Annotated in this window: 20 protein-coding genes and 2 tRNA genes; 11 read left to right on the top strand and 11 right to left on the bottom strand. The window is 66.7% G+C overall.

Annotated features, from left to right (window positions below; translation table 11 throughout):
* Nucleotide 1: 1 nt before the first annotated feature.
* Nucleotides 2-499 carry a YbaK/EbsC family protein gene (locus EPO52_RS01585; RefSeq protein ID WP_290800994.1) on the bottom strand — a complete coding sequence of 166 codons (498 nt, stop codon included), beginning with the start codon at nt 497-499 and terminating at the stop codon, nt 2-4.
* An 81-nt stretch (nt 500-580) separates the two neighbouring features.
* On the opposite strand from EPO52_RS01585, the gene dusB reads away from it, so the two are divergent.
* The 8 genes from dusB (at nt 581) to EPO52_RS01545 (ending at nt 8,617) form a co-directional block, all read left to right on the top strand.
* A complete protein-coding gene (gene dusB, locus EPO52_RS01580) occupies nt 581-1,762 on the top strand; it encodes a tRNA dihydrouridine synthase DusB (protein ID WP_290800991.1) in 1,182 nt (393 codons plus the stop codon).
* Entirely contained in the window at nt 1,755-3,068 is a 1,314-nt protein-coding gene (locus tag EPO52_RS01575) for a deoxyguanosinetriphosphate triphosphohydrolase (protein WP_290800989.1), read from the top strand. The genes dusB and EPO52_RS01575 overlap by 8 nt, the downstream gene beginning before the upstream one ends.
* A 4-nt stretch (nt 3,069-3,072) precedes the next feature.
* Entirely contained in the window at nt 3,073-5,061 is a 1,989-nt protein-coding gene (gene dnaG, locus EPO52_RS01570) for a DNA primase (protein WP_290800987.1), read from the top strand.
* Between the two features lie 26 nt (nt 5,062-5,087).
* Nucleotides 5,088-6,071, top strand: a complete 984-nt coding sequence (locus EPO52_RS01565) for a dipeptide/oligopeptide/nickel ABC transporter ATP-binding protein (protein ID WP_290800984.1) — start codon at nt 5,088-5,090, stop codon at nt 6,069-6,071.
* Nucleotides 6,068-7,072, top strand: a complete 1,005-nt coding sequence (locus tag EPO52_RS01560; protein ID WP_290800981.1) for a D-isomer specific 2-hydroxyacid dehydrogenase family protein — start codon at nt 6,068-6,070, stop codon at nt 7,070-7,072. Before EPO52_RS01565 ends, EPO52_RS01560 begins: the two co-directional genes overlap by 4 nt.
* Before the next feature lie 51 nt (nt 7,073-7,123).
* Nucleotides 7,124-7,196 (top strand) — tRNA-Asn (locus EPO52_RS01555).
* A gap of 405 nt (nt 7,197-7,601) precedes the next feature.
* Nucleotides 7,602-8,315: an AzlC family ABC transporter permease gene (locus EPO52_RS01550; RefSeq protein ID WP_290800978.1), complete on the top strand. Its 714-nt coding sequence runs from the start codon at nt 7,602-7,604 to the stop codon at nt 8,313-8,315.
* Entirely contained in the window at nt 8,312-8,617 is a 306-nt protein-coding gene (locus EPO52_RS01545; protein ID WP_290800975.1) for an AzlD domain-containing protein, read from the top strand. The genes EPO52_RS01550 and EPO52_RS01545 overlap by 4 nt, the downstream gene beginning before the upstream one ends.
* Nucleotides 8,618-8,656: 39 nt before the next feature.
* On the opposite strand, the gene def is transcribed toward EPO52_RS01545, so the two are convergent.
* The gene (gene def / locus EPO52_RS01540) at nt 8,657-9,223 is read right to left on the bottom strand and encodes a peptide deformylase (protein ID WP_290800973.1); all 567 of its coding nucleotides are present in this window, start codon (nt 9,221-9,223) and stop codon (nt 8,657-8,659) included.
* Nucleotides 9,224-9,265: 42 nt separating this feature from the next.
* Here def and EPO52_RS01535 point away from each other — a divergent pair, with 42 nt between their 5' ends.
* The 3 genes from EPO52_RS01535 to EPO52_RS01525 all read left to right on the top strand — a co-directional run bounded on the left by EPO52_RS01535 (nt 9,266) and on the right by EPO52_RS01525 (nt 11,633).
* The gene (locus EPO52_RS01535; RefSeq protein WP_290800970.1) at nt 9,266-10,180 is read left to right on the top strand and encodes a DMT family transporter; all 915 of its coding nucleotides are present in this window, start codon (nt 9,266-9,268) and stop codon (nt 10,178-10,180) included.
* Between the two features lie 49 nt (nt 10,181-10,229).
* Nucleotides 10,230-11,492 (top strand): glycosyltransferase, encoded by a 1,263-nt coding sequence (locus tag EPO52_RS01530; protein ID WP_290800967.1) that lies wholly within the window; start codon nt 10,230-10,232, stop codon nt 11,490-11,492.
* Nucleotides 11,493-11,559: 67 nt separating this feature from the next.
* Nucleotides 11,560-11,633 (top strand) — tRNA-Ile (locus tag EPO52_RS01525).
* 88 nt (nt 11,634-11,721) lie between these two features.
* On the opposite strand, the gene EPO52_RS01520 is transcribed toward EPO52_RS01525, so the two are convergent.
* From EPO52_RS01520 to EPO52_RS01480, 9 genes are all read right to left on the bottom strand, one after another.
* On the bottom strand, nt 11,722-12,057 hold the full coding sequence (locus EPO52_RS01520; RefSeq protein ID WP_290800964.1) for a hypothetical protein: 336 nt from the start codon (nt 12,055-12,057) through the stop codon (nt 11,722-11,724).
* 17 nt (nt 12,058-12,074) lie between these two features.
* Nucleotides 12,075-12,551, bottom strand: a complete 477-nt coding sequence (locus tag EPO52_RS01515; RefSeq protein ID WP_290800962.1) for a hypothetical protein — start codon at nt 12,549-12,551, stop codon at nt 12,075-12,077.
* Nucleotides 12,548-12,847 carry a helix-turn-helix domain-containing protein gene (locus EPO52_RS01510; protein WP_290800960.1) on the bottom strand — a complete coding sequence of 100 codons (300 nt, stop codon included), beginning with the start codon at nt 12,845-12,847 and terminating at the stop codon, nt 12,548-12,550. The genes EPO52_RS01515 and EPO52_RS01510 overlap by 4 nt, the downstream gene beginning before the upstream one ends.
* A 74-nt stretch (nt 12,848-12,921) precedes the next feature.
* Nucleotides 12,922-13,845 carry a tyrosine-type recombinase/integrase gene (locus tag EPO52_RS01505; protein ID WP_290800957.1) on the bottom strand — a complete coding sequence of 308 codons (924 nt, stop codon included), beginning with the start codon at nt 13,843-13,845 and terminating at the stop codon, nt 12,922-12,924.
* 207 nt (nt 13,846-14,052) lie between these two features.
* On the bottom strand, nt 14,053-14,979 hold the full coding sequence (locus EPO52_RS01500) for a hypothetical protein (protein WP_290800954.1): 927 nt from the start codon (nt 14,977-14,979) through the stop codon (nt 14,053-14,055).
* Nucleotides 14,980-15,367: 388 nt separating this feature from the next.
* Nucleotides 15,368-15,589, bottom strand: coding sequence for a hypothetical protein (locus tag EPO52_RS01495; protein ID WP_290800951.1), 222 nt, complete (start codon nt 15,587-15,589; stop codon nt 15,368-15,370).
* Nucleotides 15,590-15,683: 94 nt separating this feature from the next.
* Complete coding sequence (locus tag EPO52_RS01490; RefSeq protein ID WP_290800948.1) at nt 15,684-15,890, bottom strand: hypothetical protein; 207 nt, start codon at nt 15,888-15,890, stop codon at nt 15,684-15,686.
* A gap of 59 nt (nt 15,891-15,949) precedes the next feature.
* A complete protein-coding gene (locus EPO52_RS01485; protein WP_290800945.1) occupies nt 15,950-16,318 on the bottom strand; it encodes a hypothetical protein in 369 nt (122 codons plus the stop codon).
* The gene (locus tag EPO52_RS01480) at nt 16,315-16,641 is read right to left on the bottom strand and encodes a hypothetical protein (RefSeq protein ID WP_290800942.1); all 327 of its coding nucleotides are present in this window, start codon (nt 16,639-16,641) and stop codon (nt 16,315-16,317) included. The genes EPO52_RS01485 and EPO52_RS01480 overlap by 4 nt, the downstream gene beginning before the upstream one ends.
* Between the last annotated feature and the right edge of the window lie 765 nt (nt 16,642-17,406).

Genomic DNA, 17,406 nt, shown 5'->3' with positions numbered 1-17,406 from the left:
GTCAGTCGCGGGGCGGGAGCGGGTCGGAGATGTCGGCCACCGTGGCGTCGAGTCCCTTCGCCAGTTCGGCGGCGTCGACGAAGGCGCTGTGGCCGTGGGCTCCGGCGCCGAGGGCCACTCGGCCCTCCAACGAGGCATCGACATACACGGGCCACGCCGTGGTGCTGCCGAGCGGCGTGATCGTGCCGCGCTCGTACCCGGTCGCCTCGAGGGCCACATCCTGGTGCGGCATCGAGAGCTTGTTCACGCCCACCAGCGCACGCAGTTTCGGCCAGCTGATCTGCCGGTCGCCGGGGATGAGGGCGAAGAGGAAGTCGCCGTCGTGGCGCTTCACCACGAGGCTCTTCACGATGTCGCCGGGGGAGAGCCCGAGCAGTCTCGCCGCGCCGTCGAGCGAGTCGGCGGCGGGGCGCTCCACGATCTCCACCGCGATTCCGCGGCGGGCGGCATCCGCCTTCACGCGATCGGTTCCGGTCAGGGCGTCTGCTGATTCATCCACAGGTCCATTCAACCCGACATTCCTCCACAGGATTCCGGACCGCGACGTACTCGGTGCCTCCGTCTGGGAGAATTGATCTCGATGTCCACAACACTCACCGCCCCCAAGCTCTCGATCGGGCCCATCACGCTCGACGTGCCGGTCGTGCTCGCCCCGATGGCGGGCATCACCAACACCGCGTTCCGCCGGCTCTGTCGCGAATTCGGCGCCGGGCTCTACGTGAGCGAGATGATCACGAGCCGCGCCCTCGTCGAGCGCACCCCCGAGACCATGCGGCTCATCACGCACCACCCGAGCGAGACGCCGCGCTCCATCCAGCTCTACGGGGTCGACCCGGCCACGATGGCGCAGGCCGCGCGCATCCTGGTGGAGGAAGACCGCACCGACCACATCGACATGAACTTCGGATGCCCGGTACCCAAGGTCACCCGCAAGGGCGGGGGTGCGGCGCTTCCCTGGAAGATCGATCTCTTCCGCGAGATCGTGGAGCAGGTGGTCGAGGCCGCGGGCCCGATCCCGGTCACCGTGAAGATGCGCAAGGGCATCGACACCGATCACCTCACCTACCTCGAGGCCGCCAAGGCGGCCGAGGGCGCGGGAGTGGCGGCCATCGCCCTGCACGCCCGCACCGCCGCCGACTTCTACAGCGGGCACGCCGACTGGTCGGCCATCACGACGCTCAAAGAGACCATCACGTCGATCCCGGTGCTCGGCAACGGCGACATCTGGTCGGGCGAAGACGGCGTGCGCATGATGGATGAGACGGGCTGCGACGGCGTCGTGGTGGGTCGCGGCTGCCTCGGGCGGCCGTGGCTGTTCGGCGACCTGGCGGCCGCTTTCCGGGTGCGCTCGGGCGAGCTCGACGCGGCGGAGGCCGCCGAGCTGCGGGCTGCGCCCTCGCTCGGCGACGTGGCGCGCACCCTGCGCCGGCACACCGAACTGCTCACCGAGTTCTTCGGTGACGAAGACCGGGCCTGCCGCGACATCCGCAAGCACATCGCCTGGTACCTCAAGGGCTACCCCGCCGGGCACGAGGTGCGTGCCGGGCTGAGCACGGTCACGAGCCTCGCCGCGATGGACGAGATCCTGGCCACCCTCGACTGGGAGGCGCCCTACCCGGGCGCCGACGCCGAAGGCCCGCGCGGTCGCGCCGGCAGCCCCAAGAAGCCGGCCCTGCCCGACCGCTGGCTCGAGTCGCACTCGCTCGAGCAGGGTGGCCGTGCCGACCTCGCCGATGCAGAGCTGAGTCACAGTGGTGGCTGACGCCCTCGACCTGTCCACGGCCGCGCCCACGAAGGGCTACGCCGATTCCGATGCGGAGCGGCTGCTCCCCGAAGAGCACTACACGAGGCGTAGCGACTTCGCGCGCGATCGGGCCCGCATCCTGCACTCCTCGTCGCTGCGACGGCTCGCCGCCAAGACGCAGGTGCTGAGCCCCACGGTGGTGGCCGACTTCGCCCGAAACCGGCTCACCCACTCCCTCGAGGTGGCACAGGTGGGCCGCGAGCTCGCCGACAGCCTCGATCTCGATCCCGATGTCGTCGACTCCGCGTGCCTCGCGCACGACCTCGGGCACCCGCCGTTCGGGCACAACGGCGAACGCGCGCTCAACGATTGGGCCAGCGACATCGGCGGTTTCGAGGGCAATGCGCAGAGCCTGCGCATCCTCAGCCGTCTCGAGCCCAAGGTGGTGGGCGACGACGGGCACAGCTACGGCCTCAACCTCACCCGGGCGAGCCTCGACGCGAGCTGCAAGTACCCGTGGCTGTTGGCCGATCCCGTCGAAGACCCGAGCGGCCGGCTGAAGTATGGCGTCTACGACGACGATGTCGAGGTGTTCGAGTGGCTGCGCCAGGGCGCGCCCGAGCGCCGGCTCTGTGTCGAGGCCCAGGTGATGGACCTCTCCGACGACATCGCCTACTCCGTGCACGACTTCGAAGACGCGGTGCTCAACGGGTACATCGACGTGGAGGTTCTCGGCGCGCGCGTCGACCACGAATCGCTGGTGCGCAGCATCCACGTCCGGTCGGGGGGCGGCTTCAGCCTCGACGAGCTCACGGCCGCGTTCGAACGGCTCGACTCCTTGCAGGTGTGGCTGTCGGAGTGGGATGACTCCCGGCACGACCACGCGCGCCTCAAGAACCTCACCAGCCAGCTCATCGGCCGGTTCGCGGGTGCGGCCACCCGGGCCACCCGGGAGTCGTACCCGACGCCGTCGATCACGCGCTACAAGGCGAACGTCGTGGTGCCCGAGTGGGTGGCGGCCGAGATCGCCACCCTGAAGGGCATCGTGTCGGTGTTCGTGATGTCGAACGACGCCCGGCAGCCCATCTACTCCCGGCAGCGGTCACTGCTGCTCGAACTCGCCGACACCCTCTGGCAGTCGGATGGCGCGGCCCTCGACACCTCGTTCGCCGCCGATTGGCGCACGGCCACCGACGACCGGGCGCGCAAGCGCATCGTGGTCGACCAGGTGGCGAGCCTCACCGACCAGAGCGCGGAGGCCTGGCACAGCCAGCTCCTCCGCCGAGACGCCACCGCCTCACGGCCGGCGTGGAACGTATCCTAGAACGATGGCAGGGCTGATCCGTCGCGGTGACATCGACGAAGTCCGGTCGCGCATCAACATCGCCGATGTGGTGGGCGACTTCGTCACCCTGAAGAGCGCCGGCGTGGGCTCGATGAAGGGCCTGTGCCCCTTCCACGACGAGAGGTCGCCGAGCTTCCACGTGCGCCCGCAGGTGGGCTACTACCACTGCTTCGGCTGCGGCGAGGGCGGCGACGTCTTCACCTTCCTTCAGAAGATGGACCACGTCACGTTCAGCGAAGCAGTCGAGCGTCTGGCGGCCAGCATTGGCTTCCAGTTGCACTACGAAGACGGCGGCGCGGCGGCCGACCACGGCAACCGTGCACGACTGCTTGCCGCAAATGAGGCCGCGCGGGAGTACTTCAGCGAGCAGCTCACCGCGCCGGGCGCGGATGCGGGGCGCGCCTTCCTCGGCGAGCGCGGCTTCGACGCCACCGTCGCCGCCCGTTTCGGGGTGGGCTACGCCCCTCAGGGCTGGGACAACCTCGGCAAACATCTCAAGGGTCGCGGCTTCACCGAGCAGGAACTCACGGCGGCCGGCCTCCTGAGCGCCGGCGACCGTGGCACCTACGACCGCTTTCGTGGCCGGGTGATCTGGCCCATCCGCGACCAGACCGGGCAGACCGTGGGCTTCGGCGCCCGCCGTCTGTTCGACGACGACAAGGGCCCGAAGTACCTCAACACCCCCGAGACGGCGGTGTACCACAAGGCCCAGGTGCTCTACGGTCTCGACCTCGCCAAGCGAGACATCGCACGCAGCCGCCAGGTGGTGGTCGTGGAGGGCTACACCGATGTGATGGCCTGCCATCTCGCCGGTGTCACCACCGCTGTGGCCACCTGCGGCACCTCGTTCGGCGTCGACCACATCAAGATCATGCGGCGCGTGCTCTCCGACGACGCGGCGGGGCTCGGTGAGGTGATCTTCACGTTCGACCCCGATGCGGCAGGCCAGAAGGCCGCCCTGCGCGCCTTCAGCGAGGAGCAACGGTTCGCCGCCCAGACCTATGTGGCCGTGGCGCCTGACGGTCTCGACCCGTGCGACCTCCGGCTTGCCAAGGGCGACGATGCCGTGCGGCGGCTGGTGAAGGGCAAGCGGCCGATGTTCGAGTTCGTGATCGCCCAGAAGCTCGCGGCCTACGACCTCGACACCGTGGAGGGCCGAGTGGCGGCGTTGCGCGATGCGGCGCCCATCGTGGCCGACATCCGGGATTCGGCGCTGCGCCCGGCCTACACGCGTCAGCTCGCCAAGATGCTGGCGATGGAACTCGACGACGTGCGCCGCGAGGTCGAGAACAGCTCGCGGAGCAAGGGCATCGACCGAGGCGAAAGGTCGGGCACACCGGATCGGGCGCTCGAGCGCGGCGGTAGCTCAGGCGCGCCGAGCAGCGGCTTGCAGAACCCTCGGGCCCAGGCGCTCGACCCGGCGACCGGCCGGGGCGGTGCGAGTGACCCGCTTTCGGCATCCGTGACCACGCTCGAACCGATCCCCGAGGCGCGGCCCGTCACGATCACGCAGCTGCCATCGACCACGGCCGTGCGGACCGAGCGCGATGCGTTGATGGCCATGCTGCAGGCGCCCACGGTCGTGGGCAAGGAGCTTCTCGCCCTGGCGAGCGGCTGCGGCTTCAGCAACGCGGCTCTGGCCGCGGTTCGCGATTCGATCGGCCGCAACCTCGACGCGTTCGATCAGCCCGACTGGGTGGCCCAGGTGCAGGCCGACGTGCCGCCCGAGATGAAGGGCCTCGTCGAAGAGCTGGCTGTGGCCCCCATCCCGGAGCGGCCCGACCGCCAGCCCGAGACCTACCTGCGGCGCATCACCAGCGACCTCATCCAGCGGCACCTGCGCCGGCGAAAAGACGAGGTGATCGGGCGCCTCCAGCGCACCGACGCCGTGGCCGACCCCGACACCTACCGCGAGCTGCAGCGGCAGCTCGTGCAACTCGAGGCCGACCGCCGCGCCTTCCTGGCGGATTAGGGCGAACCGCATAGGCTCAAAGCCTGATGGCTGAACGCAACGTACTGACCGCGTCCGACGTGACGATCGAGTATCCGTCACACAGCGTGAGCCCTGCGTTCACCGCGGTCAAGGGTTTCACCCTCACGATCGAACCGGGTGAGATCGTGGGTCTCGTGGGGTCGAGCGGCTCGGGCAAGTCGACGCTCGCGCACGTCGCATCCGGGCAGGCAGCAGTGCGTGCCGGCAAGGAGAACTCGCCCCGGGTGGTGGGCGGATCGCTCGACGTGCTCGGCTTCCAGATGCGCGGACTCAAGCGCTCGAAGCTCAACTCGCTCACCATGGGCGTGGGCTACGTGGCGCAGGATGCCGGCTCCAACCTCACCTCCAACATGACGGTCGCCGAGCTCGTGGCCGAGCCGCTCTTCCTGCGCGACAAGCGCTACGACCGGCACGAGGCCGGTCTGAAGGCGGCCACGCTGGTGGATGCCCTGCTCCTGCCCGTGGGCACGATGCTGAAGCAGCCGCACGAGCTCTCGAGCGGCCAGCGCCAGCGGGTGGCCGTGGCACGCGGCCTCATCCTCGACCCGGTGCTGCTCATTGCCGACGAGCCGACCGCGGGCATCGACGTCTCAGTGCGCGGTGCCGTCATCGATGTGATCGCGGGGCTGCAACGCGCTCGAGGGGCGAGCGCCTTGATCGTGAGTCATGACCTCGAGGCACTGCGACGGTCGGTCGACCGCATCGCGGTGATCCACGAGGGCCTGGTGGTCGGGCTCGGCACGATCGACGAGGTGCTCGGCGACCCGCGCCACCCCTACGTCGTCGGGCTCGCCCGCGAGACGCAGGGGCCGCACCAGCCGGATCCCGATGCCGATCCCATCGAAGACGGCTATGCCGACGCCGAGGAGTTCGACGACGATGCGTTCGAAGGCGATGCGTTCGAAGGCGACGCCGTCGACGATGAGTCAGAACGCGACGACGACGGCGCTGACGAGGCAGGCGGCCCGGATGCGGATGAACTGCGGTGAGCCCGTCCCGCTTCGAGGGTCGCCACGAAGCCGTGCTAGCCACGCCGACGACGGCCCTCGCGCCTGATCAGCGACCTGTCCAGGGCCCCATCGCAATCCTCCCCATCAGCCGGCCGCGCTTCGAGAAGGCGGTGACGGATGCCGGCGGCACGGTGGCGCCGCTCGATGACGACACCCGCGGCGTGATCTGGCTCGACAACGATGGCGCTTCCGATCTCGCCGAGGTTCTGCGCACGCATCCGGACATCAGTTGGGTGCAGCTGCCCTGGGCCGGGGTCGAGGGCTTCGCAGACGTGGTGCGCGGTCATGCCCGGCCCGGCCTCATCGTCACGAGCGCCAAGGGTGCCTACGCGCAACCGGTGGCGGAGCACATCCTCACCCTCACTCTCGCCCTGCTCCGGGAGCTTCCCACCCGCATCCGTGCACGCAGCTGGGGTGACAAGGCGGGATCATCGCTCTACGGCCTCGAGATCGTGGTGGTGGGCGCCGGGGGCATTGCCCGTGAGTTCCTGCGCCTGGCCGAGCCGTTCGGTGTCACCTCGACCGTGGTGCGCCGGAGCTCGGAGGCTGTGCCCGGAGCAGATCGCACCGTGACCGTCGATCGCCTGCGCGAGGTGCTGCCGACCGCCGACGTCGTCGTGGTCGCAGCCGCACTCACCGGAGACACCACACGGCTCTTCTCACAGACCGAGTTCGAGCTGATGAAGCCTTCGGCTCACATCGTGAACATCGCCCGCGGCGGACTCATCGACACCACCGCACTCGTCGAGGCACTCGAGTCGGGCGGCATCGCCGGTGCCGGGCTCGATGTCACCGACCCGGAGCCGTTGGCCGACGGTCATCCGCTCTGGTCGACGCCCAACACGATCATCACGCCGCACACGGCGGACACGCCCGAGATGACCGGGCCGCTGCTGGCCGCGCGCATCCGTCAGAACGTCTCCGCGTTCCGGGAAACCGGGGAATTCGTGGGTGTCGTCGACCCGGAGGCCGGCTACTGATCGAACGCCCTCGAAATGGGTGATAGTGTATTCACGCTGTTCCAGCAGCATTCCTCGATAGCTCAATTGGCAGAGCAGCCGGCTGTTAACCGGCAGGTTCTTGGTTCGAGTCCAAGTCGGGGAGCGAAGGCCTCGCGGCTCCACCCGCGGGGCCTTTCTTCGTTGTGAGGGCCTTCGTTGTGAGGGCCGGGTCGCGCCGTAGGGTGTGGCGAGGGTTCACCGGCGAGATCAGCAGCAGATCGACTCCCGCACTGTGCAGAAGCGGCACCAGCTCCGTATCGCCACGGGCCAGGATGTCCCGCACATGGGCGTGGAAGATCTCGGCCATCGTCGGGGTGGCGAGGTAGTCTCGTCCGCCGTGGTGGATCACCCGGCAGTACTTCTGGTCTTTCGGCATTCTCACACTGTCCGTCCTGCTGCCCTCGCAGGCTACGCCGGGGAGAAAAGGCGAACCAGGGCTTGCCAAGGGTGCCACTTCGGTGTGTGCGGACTGCCCGGCCAGGGGGTGGCATCTGGCAGAGTTGATCGGATGTCGTCACCCCGCACCCCCGAAGAGCGCACCGCACTGCGTGCCGCACTCGCGGTGGGCCTTGCCACGGCGGCGTATGGCGTGTCGTTCGGCGCCCTGGCCACCCTGTCGGGGCTCGACATCTGGCAGACCTGCTTCCTCAGCCTCGTGATGTTCACCGGCGGCTCGCAGTTCGCCCTCATCGGGGTGCTGGCCTCAGGCGGCCTCACCGCCGGGGGCGCCGCCGTCACCAGTGCGGCGCTCCTCGGCACCCGCAACGTGTTCTACTCGATCCGGATGGCGCCCGTGATCGGTCCCGGATTCTTCCGCCGCGCCGCAGCGGCGCAGCTCACCATCGACGAATCGGTGGCGGTGTCGACCGCGCAGACGACGCCGAGCGCCCAGCGGCTCGGCTTCTGGGTGACGGGCATCCTGATCTACGTCGGCTGGAACCTCACCACGCTCATCGGCGCACTGATCGGCGATCTGCTCGGTGACGTGAGTGCCTACGGTCTCGACGCTGCAGCGGCTGCAGCCTTCCTCGGGCTGCTCTGGCCCCGCCTGAAGGTGCGGCAGACCCAGGCCGTGGCCGTGGCCGCCGCGCTGGTCGCCACGCTGCTCACGCCCGTGCTGGTGCCCGGGCTGCCCGTCATCGTGGCCGCCGTGGTGGCCATCGTGGTGGGCGGGTTCAATCTCTTCGCCCGCACCCCGCGCGAGCCGGGGGAGTCGACATGACCACCTGGCAGATCGTCATCCTGGCCTCGGTGATCTGCGTGGCCCTCAAGGTCACCGGCTACCTCGTGCCACCACGCGCCTTCGAGCACCCCACGGTGGCCCGCATCACGAACCTGCTCACCGTGGCGCTGCTGGCCGCTCTCATCGCCGTGCAGACGCTCGGGGCGGGGCAGTCGATCCAGGTCGACGCGCGGCTGCCCGCCGTGGTGGTGGCCGCCGGGCTCTACGCGCTGCGGGTGCCGTTCGTGCTCGTGGTGATCGCCGCCGCGGCTGTGGCAGCCCTCATCCGCGCCTTCACCTGACCAGGCCCCGGATGCGGCGGCAAGTGCCGCAAGTGCCGCTCAGGCGTCGAGGTCGTCGGTTCCGGGAAGCCAGGCGTTGCCCGGCTCGCCCCACCCGCGCTTGCGGGCGATCTTCGCCGCCACCCGGTTGAACGGCCGCTCGAGACGGTCGACGTACAGCCGGCCCTCGAGGTGGTCGAACTCGTGCTGGAAGATGCGGGCGAGCCATCCGTCGGCCTCGATCTCGTACTGGACGCCCTCGAGATCGGTGGCCCGGAGGATGGCCTTCGCGCCGCGCACGAGCGGGAAGCGCTCGCCCGGGAACGACAGGCAGCCCTCCGACTCGTCGTCGGGGTCGGCAGGGAGCGTGGAGGTGGGGGTGATGAAGAGTTCGGGGTTGATGGCCACGCCGCGGTGAAGGACCTCGTCGTCGTCGGTCCAGCCGTACACGAAGAGGCGGAGGGGCACGCCCACCTGCGGGCCGGCGAGACCCACGCCCGGCGCGGCATCCATGGTCTCGAACATGTCGGCCACGAGGGTGCGGAGATCGTCATCCCACTCGGTCACCGGGGCGGCGGGGGAGTGCAGAACGGGTTCGCCGGAGATCCGGATCGGGAGAACGGCCATTCACTAAGCCTATCCGCGAGGGCACCGGGGTAGTGTCGTCGGGTGCCTCCTGAACTCCTCCAAATCGGCGAGCAGATCGCGTTCGACCCGAAGCAGTTCATCGGCATCCCGATCGCCCTCGTGGGTGCGGTCTTCCTGAGCCTCGGAGCCCAGTTCCAGCACCGCGGTGTGGCCAAGGTCGAGGCGAGGATCGGCGAGGTCGAGAGCGGCCTCAACGCCAAGCAGATGATGGCGCTGCTCGCACGGCCCTCCTGGGTGGTGGGCACGCTGATGCTCGGTCTCGCGGTGGTGTTCCAGCTCACGAGCCTCGGCTTCTCGCCCATCATCGTGGTGCAGCCGCTCGGTGCCGTGGCGCTCGTGATCACCGCCGTGCTGAACTCGCGCATCAGCAAGGTGAAGCTCAACCGCAGCTCGGTGATCTCGATCGTGCTCTGCGTGGGCGGCGTGGGCCTGTTCGTGCTCGTCGCGGCCTTCACCGCCGTCGACAAGCCCGTGACGGCCGCAGACCTCGCGGTGATCCTCATCGTGCTGGCGGTCGTCCTCGTCATCCTCTCCGTGCTCTTCCTCACGTTCCGCAAGACATTCAAGGCGCTGATGTACATCGTGGGCGCCGGCGTGCTCTACGGCTTCGTGGCGACTCTGGCCAAGGTCATCATCAGCCGCCTGTTCCAGTCCCAGTTCGACGGACTCACGATCCTCGCCGTCGTAGGACTGCTCGCGGCCTTCGCGCTCGGCGGCTACTTCGTGCAGAACGCCTACGCATCGGGCCCGCCCGATCTCGTGATCGCGGGGCTCACCGTGATCGACCCGCTGGTGGCCGTGGCCATCGGCATCACCGTCCTGGGTGAGGCCTCCCAGGCACCGCTCTGGGCATTGTTCGCCTACCTCGCATTCGGGCTCGTCGCCATCCTCGGCGTATTCGGTCTGGCGCGTTACCACCCGCAGGCGCAGCGCTAAGGTAGTTTCTTCACATGATGCGTGCCCGCACGACAAGGAAGAACACGGTTTGACAGACTCCCGAGATCCGAACACCGAACCGGATGCCTCACCCGCACCCGGCACGACGGACCGGCCGCTCCGCATCCTCATCGGGGCCGACACCTTCACACCCGACGTCAACGGCTCGGCGCGTTTCTCCGAGCACCTGGCGTCGGGGCTGGCATCGCGCGGCCATGACGTGCACGTCGTCTCACCCGCGGCGAAGCTGCGCCCCGGCACCCACACCGAGATCTTCGACGGCCAGAAGGTCACCGTGCACCGGCTCTACAGCTGGCGCTGGTATCCGCACGACTGGCTCACCTTCGCGCTGCCGTGGCGCATCAAGCAGAACAGCGCCCGCATCATCGACGAGGTGAAGCCCGACGTGGTGCACTTCCAGTCGCACATCATCGTGGGCCGCGGTGTCTCCACCGAAGCGCAGAAGCGCGGCATCCGGATCGTGGGTACGAACCACGTGATGCCCGAGAACATGCTAGCGTTCACGGGCATCCCGAAGTTCTTGCAGAACTGGGCGATCGGGCTCGCCTGGGCGGCCGCACGGCGGTCGTTCATCCGAGCGGATGCGGTCACGGCTCCCACGCGCAGGGCTGCCGACTACTTCGAGAAGGCCACGGGCATTCCGAACGTCTACGCCATCTCGTGCGGCATCAATGCCGACAACTACGTGGCCGACTTCACTCCCCGAACTGAGAACCGAATCCTGTTCGTGGGTCGCGTCGCGGGGGAGAAGCACCTCGATGTGCTGCTCAAGGCCGTTCAGATGCTGCCCGCCGACCTCGATGTGAAGCTCGACATCGTGGGCGGCGGCGACCAGCTGAAGAACCTGCAGAACATGGCGAACCAGATAGGAATCGGATCGCGCACCACCTTCACGGGCTACGTCACCGAAGAAGAGAAGCAGCGCCTCTACACGGCGGCCACCGTGTTCGCGATGCCTTCGATCGCCGAATTGCAGAGCATCGCCACCATGGAGGCCATGGCGAGCGGTCTGCCCGTGGTGGCGGCCGACGCGATGGCGTTGCCGCACCTCGTGCACGACGGCGAGAACGGATTCCTCTTCACTCCGGGCAGCGAGAAAGACCTCGCCGAGAAGCTCGAGCGCGTGCTGAGGCTGCCGCAGGACGAGCTCGACGCCATGAAGAACGAGTCGCTCTCGATCGTGGCGGCGCACGACATCAACCGCACGCTCACGACGTTCGAGCACCTCTACCGCGGCGAGCCGGTCACCGACCCGGTCGCCCTACCCCGGCAGGCCACCGACGCGCCGTGACGCGGATGCCGGCTGCGGGGCGGTATCGTTGTTGCGCGGTCGGCCCGGCTCAGGCGGGGCTTCTCGCGGGGCGGTAGCTCAGCTGGTTAGAGCAGCGGACTCATAATCCGTCGGTCACGGGTTCAAGTCCCGTCCGCCCTACCGTATATGCCCCGGTCAACCGCCGTTTTGATAACGGTGTGGCCGGGGCATATCGCTGCTTGCATGGCAAATGCATGGCAATTGCGATTCACTCGACGATGCGAAGGTGACGGACAGGGGTTCCTTCCGCTTGTTCAGCGTCCCTGCGGGCGAACGCGGCCTCCCGCTTGGCGTCGAGGAATGCAAGCCGTTCCTGCGGTGTCGGCTGCCAGTCAGGGTCGTACACCCACACGGCATCATCGCCGTCCTCGTAGGTCGAGTGCACCCTCAGGCCGGCCGCCTTTGCCGCTCGCCGCAGCAGCCGCCTTAGCTCGGGCAGATCCGACATGTCGCCACCGAACTCGTCGAACTCGATATAGAACTCGCGGTCGGTCCTGAGATAGCCGATCTGCTCGGCGATGTACGCGGGAGAAATGTCCACCATGGTGGACAGAATAGGGCCTAGCTCGAAGTCGTGTCGTTATCGTAGTCGGGAGTTTGAGCCTGCCGCAGATCGGGTCCGAGCCTTCCTCCGTCGGGCAGAGCCACTGGGCCTCCATCGGGTCGCTGAGTCGGGATGGAGCACTCCTCGCACGTCATCCACCCGGCGGGGTCTCCGACGGGCGAGTGGAAGCCTCGCCGCTCGCATTCCGCGGCCAGCGCTTCCATGCGTTCGTTGTGGTTGATGAGCATGCTGACAGTCGCGTCGTCCTTCACGAAGTATCCGCCTTCGCGCCGTTCCCACATGCCGATCGTCTCTAGCTCGAGCGCAGCGACCGAGGTCTCCGCCGAGATGCTGCTCAGATAGTCGTCCGACACGAACCCTGGGGTGCCTTCTTGGAAGCTGTTGACGATCGCGAATGAGTGGAGTTGAAACGCGGCGCGGCTCATCACCCCCCGGCCCTCTACGTCCAGGAAGCTCGTGTCGTCGTCTGTCATGATGTCTCCTTCAGAATGCGATGCACTGTCCCGACCGAGCATCCGACGGCATCGGCGATTGCTCGTATGGTTTGCCCGCTCGACCTGCGTAGCCTGATGTTGTCGTCGCGCTCCGTGGTATCGAAGCGACGACCCGGGCGCAGTTTGCCGTCGAGCCCGCGGACCGTTCTGACCTGGATGCGCCCGTTTTCGTCGGGGTGCCAGTCATCCAGATCTTTCCGCATCTTCATCACGGTTGTCGGGCTGCTCTGGATCATCTTCGCCAGCGCTCTTATACTCGCGCCTTCATCGCTCATGTCTCATCCCCTCTAATGTTCAACTGTACCAGATTGGCACAGTTGAACATGGATCGGGGTGGTTGCCTCGACCCTCACGCGGCCGGGGCGATGAACCCTGAGACGGCGTAGTTCGGGTGACTATCGAAGTCCTGCACGGTCATGTCGTAGCCCATGGTCTGGCGGGGGTCCTGATGCCGTGCACCGCTCTGCATGTCGCGCAGCGAGACTCCGGCGGCGAACCCGTTCGTGATGTAGCTGCGCCTCAGAGAGTGCGGGGTGATGTTCGCGTCGATGCCGCAGGCTCGGACCATGCGCTTGATGGCGATCGCTGCGGCCCGTCGACTCATCGGTGTGCTCCCCAAGCGCGCTGTGTGATTCCGCGAGCGGAGCAGCAGCGGGCCTGACTCCCTACCCCCAGCGGCAGCGTCCATGGCGCGCTGCACGGCCGCGGGGAGCGGGATCAGCGCATCCTTGCTGCCTTTGCCGACGACGCGGAGCACTCGGTGCCCACGGGTGACATCGTGAAAGTCCTCAATCTGGACGGAGAGAGCCTCGGAAACGCGCAAGCCGATCAGACCGAGCATGGCCACCAGCGCTTCGTCCATCGGGTCGGACTGTCGGGAGTGCGCCAGGACCGCGCCGAGCTCGAAGCGGTTGAGCCAGGTGCGCCGAGATGGGTTCGGGTAGTGGCGGGGCGCACGCAGATACTCGGCGGGCGACTTCGGGATGATGTCGTCGAGGAACGCGAACCGGTAGAAGTTCTTGACGATGGATACGTAGCCGGCGACGGTCGACGGGCAGCAGTGCCGGTCGTCTTCGAGGTGGCGGCAGAACATCTCGAGCATGGGCCGCGTTGCGTCCAGCGGGTCGATGCCGAGGTGATCGAAGTAGTCGAAGAGGATCTTCGCGACGACGCGGTAGTGCTCGCGAGTCGCCCCGCGGTACCGGGACAGGAAGCTGAGCGCCGCGATCTCGGGGCGGCTGGTGGGCGTGATGGTGCTAATAGGGTGGTGCATGGTCGTTCTCCGTTGCTAACTCAATGGAAGCGGCAAGGCCCGTCTGAGTGTTCTAAGCGCTCGGCGGGCCGCCGTCGTTTCACCGATGGTAAGCACGCCCAACAACGACGAAAGACCCCGGTCAACCATCCGTTATGGAAGGTTGACCGGGGTCAAGTTTCGTGCAGTCTAGCGACGTGTCTATAACCGCGCATGATGAGCTCGATGCTAGCGGGGCCACGACCGCCGCTTGTAGACGTACTGAACGGGGATCTCGTCCCTTGACAAGGGTCTGTCTATCGGAGGACGGACCAGCGCTGGCGTTATTCTGTCGCGATCGTGTTCCTCGGCCAGCTGGTCGGCCCTCGCATCGTCGCCTAGCTCACGTAGCCGCTCGATCGCGGAGGCCGCCAAGATGTCGAGCCTATTCACCTCAGCCTCGGCCGCCTGCAACCGATCGCGCTCGTTGACAGCCTTGTAGCCGCAGAACTGACGGATCAGTTCGAAGACTGGCCGTTCTCGCTCCAGGTAGATCTTCCACTCGCGCTCCGGTGGACTGTACTTTTCTTCGTTGTCCAGGGGGCTCACGAACTCATGACCGTGTTTCACTCTCATGCGGATCTCCGCCTCTTGCTCTTCAACCCAAGCGAGCATCTTTTGGGGATTCCCTCGGCAGAGAAGCTCCGCGATAGCGAGCGAACCCTCGGCTGAGACGATGAGGGATTCCTCATGCATGAACGGTTTGAATGGTGCCGAGGCCTCGTGGGCGGATACGCCGGCGAGGGCTTCGAATCCTCCCAGGTCAAACACTTTCGTCGCGCCTACGTGGCCCACCCCGTAGAGGAGTTCCGCAATCTCCCAATTGAAGTACTCGCCGTAGACCGCTTCGAGCGCACGCAACTCGACTTCGTGAATCTCGACTGTGCCGAGGGCCTCCCATTGGGCCATTAGGGCATCGTACTCAAGCACTCCGCTCCAGGGGCCCTTTATGCGGGCGTATGGCACGTTTCGTTTGCGGCCCGCCTTGCTCCCCTCAACGAACTCAATATCAGCTCGGTGTTTGTGCTTTGTCTTCTCCTCCCCGCGAAGTAGTACTCGTTCAGACGTTCCGCCGATATCTCGATCACGGAAAATGACCTCATCACCAATCTTCACAGTTGGATTCTCTCAAGGGCAGCTCTAGACCTTCGCAGTTTCGCCTCGGCGGCGGGCAGGTACGCCCACGGATCGATTGGTCTCGTTAGGTGCTCCCGGACCACTGAAGGGAAGAACTTCCATCTGGAGCCGATTTTGAAGCCAGGAACCTGCCTCGGTTCCGGCTGATGCTCGGCAACATTCACCGCCCGACGATAGATACTTTCCTTGGACACGCCCAGTATCTCCGAGATACCAACGACACCGACTGCGTATTCCGTGTTCGATTCCATGCCGCGATCATCGCAGCGGCGTCTTGCAGGCGTTGACAAGTGCGGGCTTGGCGTGTCGTCGGTGGCCATGTCTACGATGACGATGCGCGGGCCGGCGCGCTCTGATAGGTCGGTTGTCAGGCCAGGTAGGCGCTGCCGCGGTTCGTGACTCCCACCGCGATGCGGTTGTAACTCACAGTGCCGTCAGGGCCGGCCGCGCGAGACTGCGTCTCCCAGATATCGAAGCTCCCGTCCGCGTTGCTTGTCGCGAGGAGCGGGTGGATGCCGCCGCCGTCGCGCGTAAACACGATCGAGTAGCCGCCACGCCCCAGAAGGCGGGCCCGGTACGTGACCCCCATCCCGGAAGGGTCGCACAGATCGTAGCGGGAACAAAATGAAAGCCCCCAGCCCGACCCGTGAGGGCCGAGCCAGGGGCTCCGAACGTTCTGCGGTTCAGGGGTTGCGGTAGAGGATGTCGTGGTTGCAGTTGTTTCTGAGAACGATCCGATCGCCCTCGTAGTGGAAGGTGACGCGGTTGCCCTTGTCGACGTAGGCTTCCCACACCTCGTCGCGGGTGCCCTTCATCTTGTGAGTGTTCAGGCCCGGGTGGTGAGGGTTCGCGGCCAGCTTCCGGATGCAATCGCTCACGGCGTCCTTCATCTGCTGCTCCTTCTTTCGGAACACCCTTCGGAAGTTCGTCGAGAATTGGAGCTCGTACGTCACGCCTCGGGCTCGTTCAGCCACGCCAACGCGTCATCGACGTTGTCGAACCGGACGTAATCACCGCTGGCGTGCTCTGCCATAGAGCGGGCCTCTTCGGTCTGCCACGCTTCGCTCCAGTAGTACGCCTGCGTGGAGTCCGCCGATGCGTTCCCCACCTGCACGGTTTCCCTCGGCATGCTCACGGAGAAGATGAATGCCCCTTCGGTCAGAATCCGATCCGGGCGAATATCGTCATCGACGGGGTCAGCGTGAAATGCTGGCGGCCACTGGACGGTCGGGCGCGGCGCAGCAGATACCCCGAAGAGTGCAATGAATGTGGCCCCCATGGCGACAGGCGCGGGGACCCGAAAGCCCACCTTGCTCATGATTCGGTCTCTGCCTCAGCGGTCTTTGCTAGGTAGTCCCCCAGGGCGGCGTGCAGATCAACCACGCGCTCTCGGGACATAACCACACGCGCTACCGGCACAACGGGAAGAAGGGTGCCTTCGAACTGTTGGCGGACCTCGTCCGTGATCTCGCTCGGGAAAAGCGGGGGGTTCAGGTGCCCTAGGTTGAGGTACACGTCGTTCGCAGCGCCCGTGCTCGTGGGCGCTCCCTGCTGCACGAAGATCTGGTTCGCGAACACGGGCACGACGGTCGGATCAAGCATCCACTGCGCGTTGATCTGGACGCCTTCTTGCTCAGCCATATTCCGAGTATGTCAGAGGTCCGTGGTACAGGGCGACCCCTCGACAGGCGCCTAGGGCGAACACCCACGCAGCGACGAAGAGCCTCCGTGACCTCTCCGAAGAGAAGGCCACGGAGGCTCAATTCACAACCATTGTCCGGGGCTGCTGCAGTCCACGGTACTCGCACGCCGCGTACGAGGAAAGACCCCTCGGGGCCGGCCCGTGGGGAGCTGGCCCCGAAGGGTCATAGATTCATCTGCATCATCGCGTCACTGATGATTACCCTCGCCACGATAATCGGGTCGGAACGCTGGCGGCAAGGGGTTGCGTATCCGTGTGACAGGTGCCGGCGATACGAGAACGCCCCCGACACGGCCGGGAGGGGTGTCGGGGGCGGGGTCTCGTACGCCGGGTTCGGCGAGTCCCTGTTCCTGCGAGTCCATTCTTGCGTCGCGGCGCGGGCACTGTCAGCCTCCAAAACGGGGGTGACGGGACGTGGGGACTGTCGGTGCGGACTCTGCGGGGGTACAGTCGGGGCTCCGGATGGGGGTTTCCGAGGTGGGGCCAGGGACCCCCATCCTCACCGCCGCCTGAGAGGCCAAACCCCGAAGCGAAAGCTTCCGGGGAGTATTGCCTGGGACCACTTCCAACTAGATGTGTCGTTACTTCGTACTTAGTTACATTGTCGCCCCCGGACGGGGGCTGTCGACACGTGTAGGCGAACCGCTACTGTCGATCGATGCTGTTCGACCCGACCCGGGCAGTGTGAGAAAGAGGTTCCCCGT

Source organism: Herbiconiux sp., assembly GCF_004297105.1.
Classification (GTDB): Bacteria; Actinomycetota; Actinomycetes; order Actinomycetales; family Microbacteriaceae; genus Herbiconiux.
This window is presented reverse-complemented; position numbering and strand designations above follow the sequence as displayed.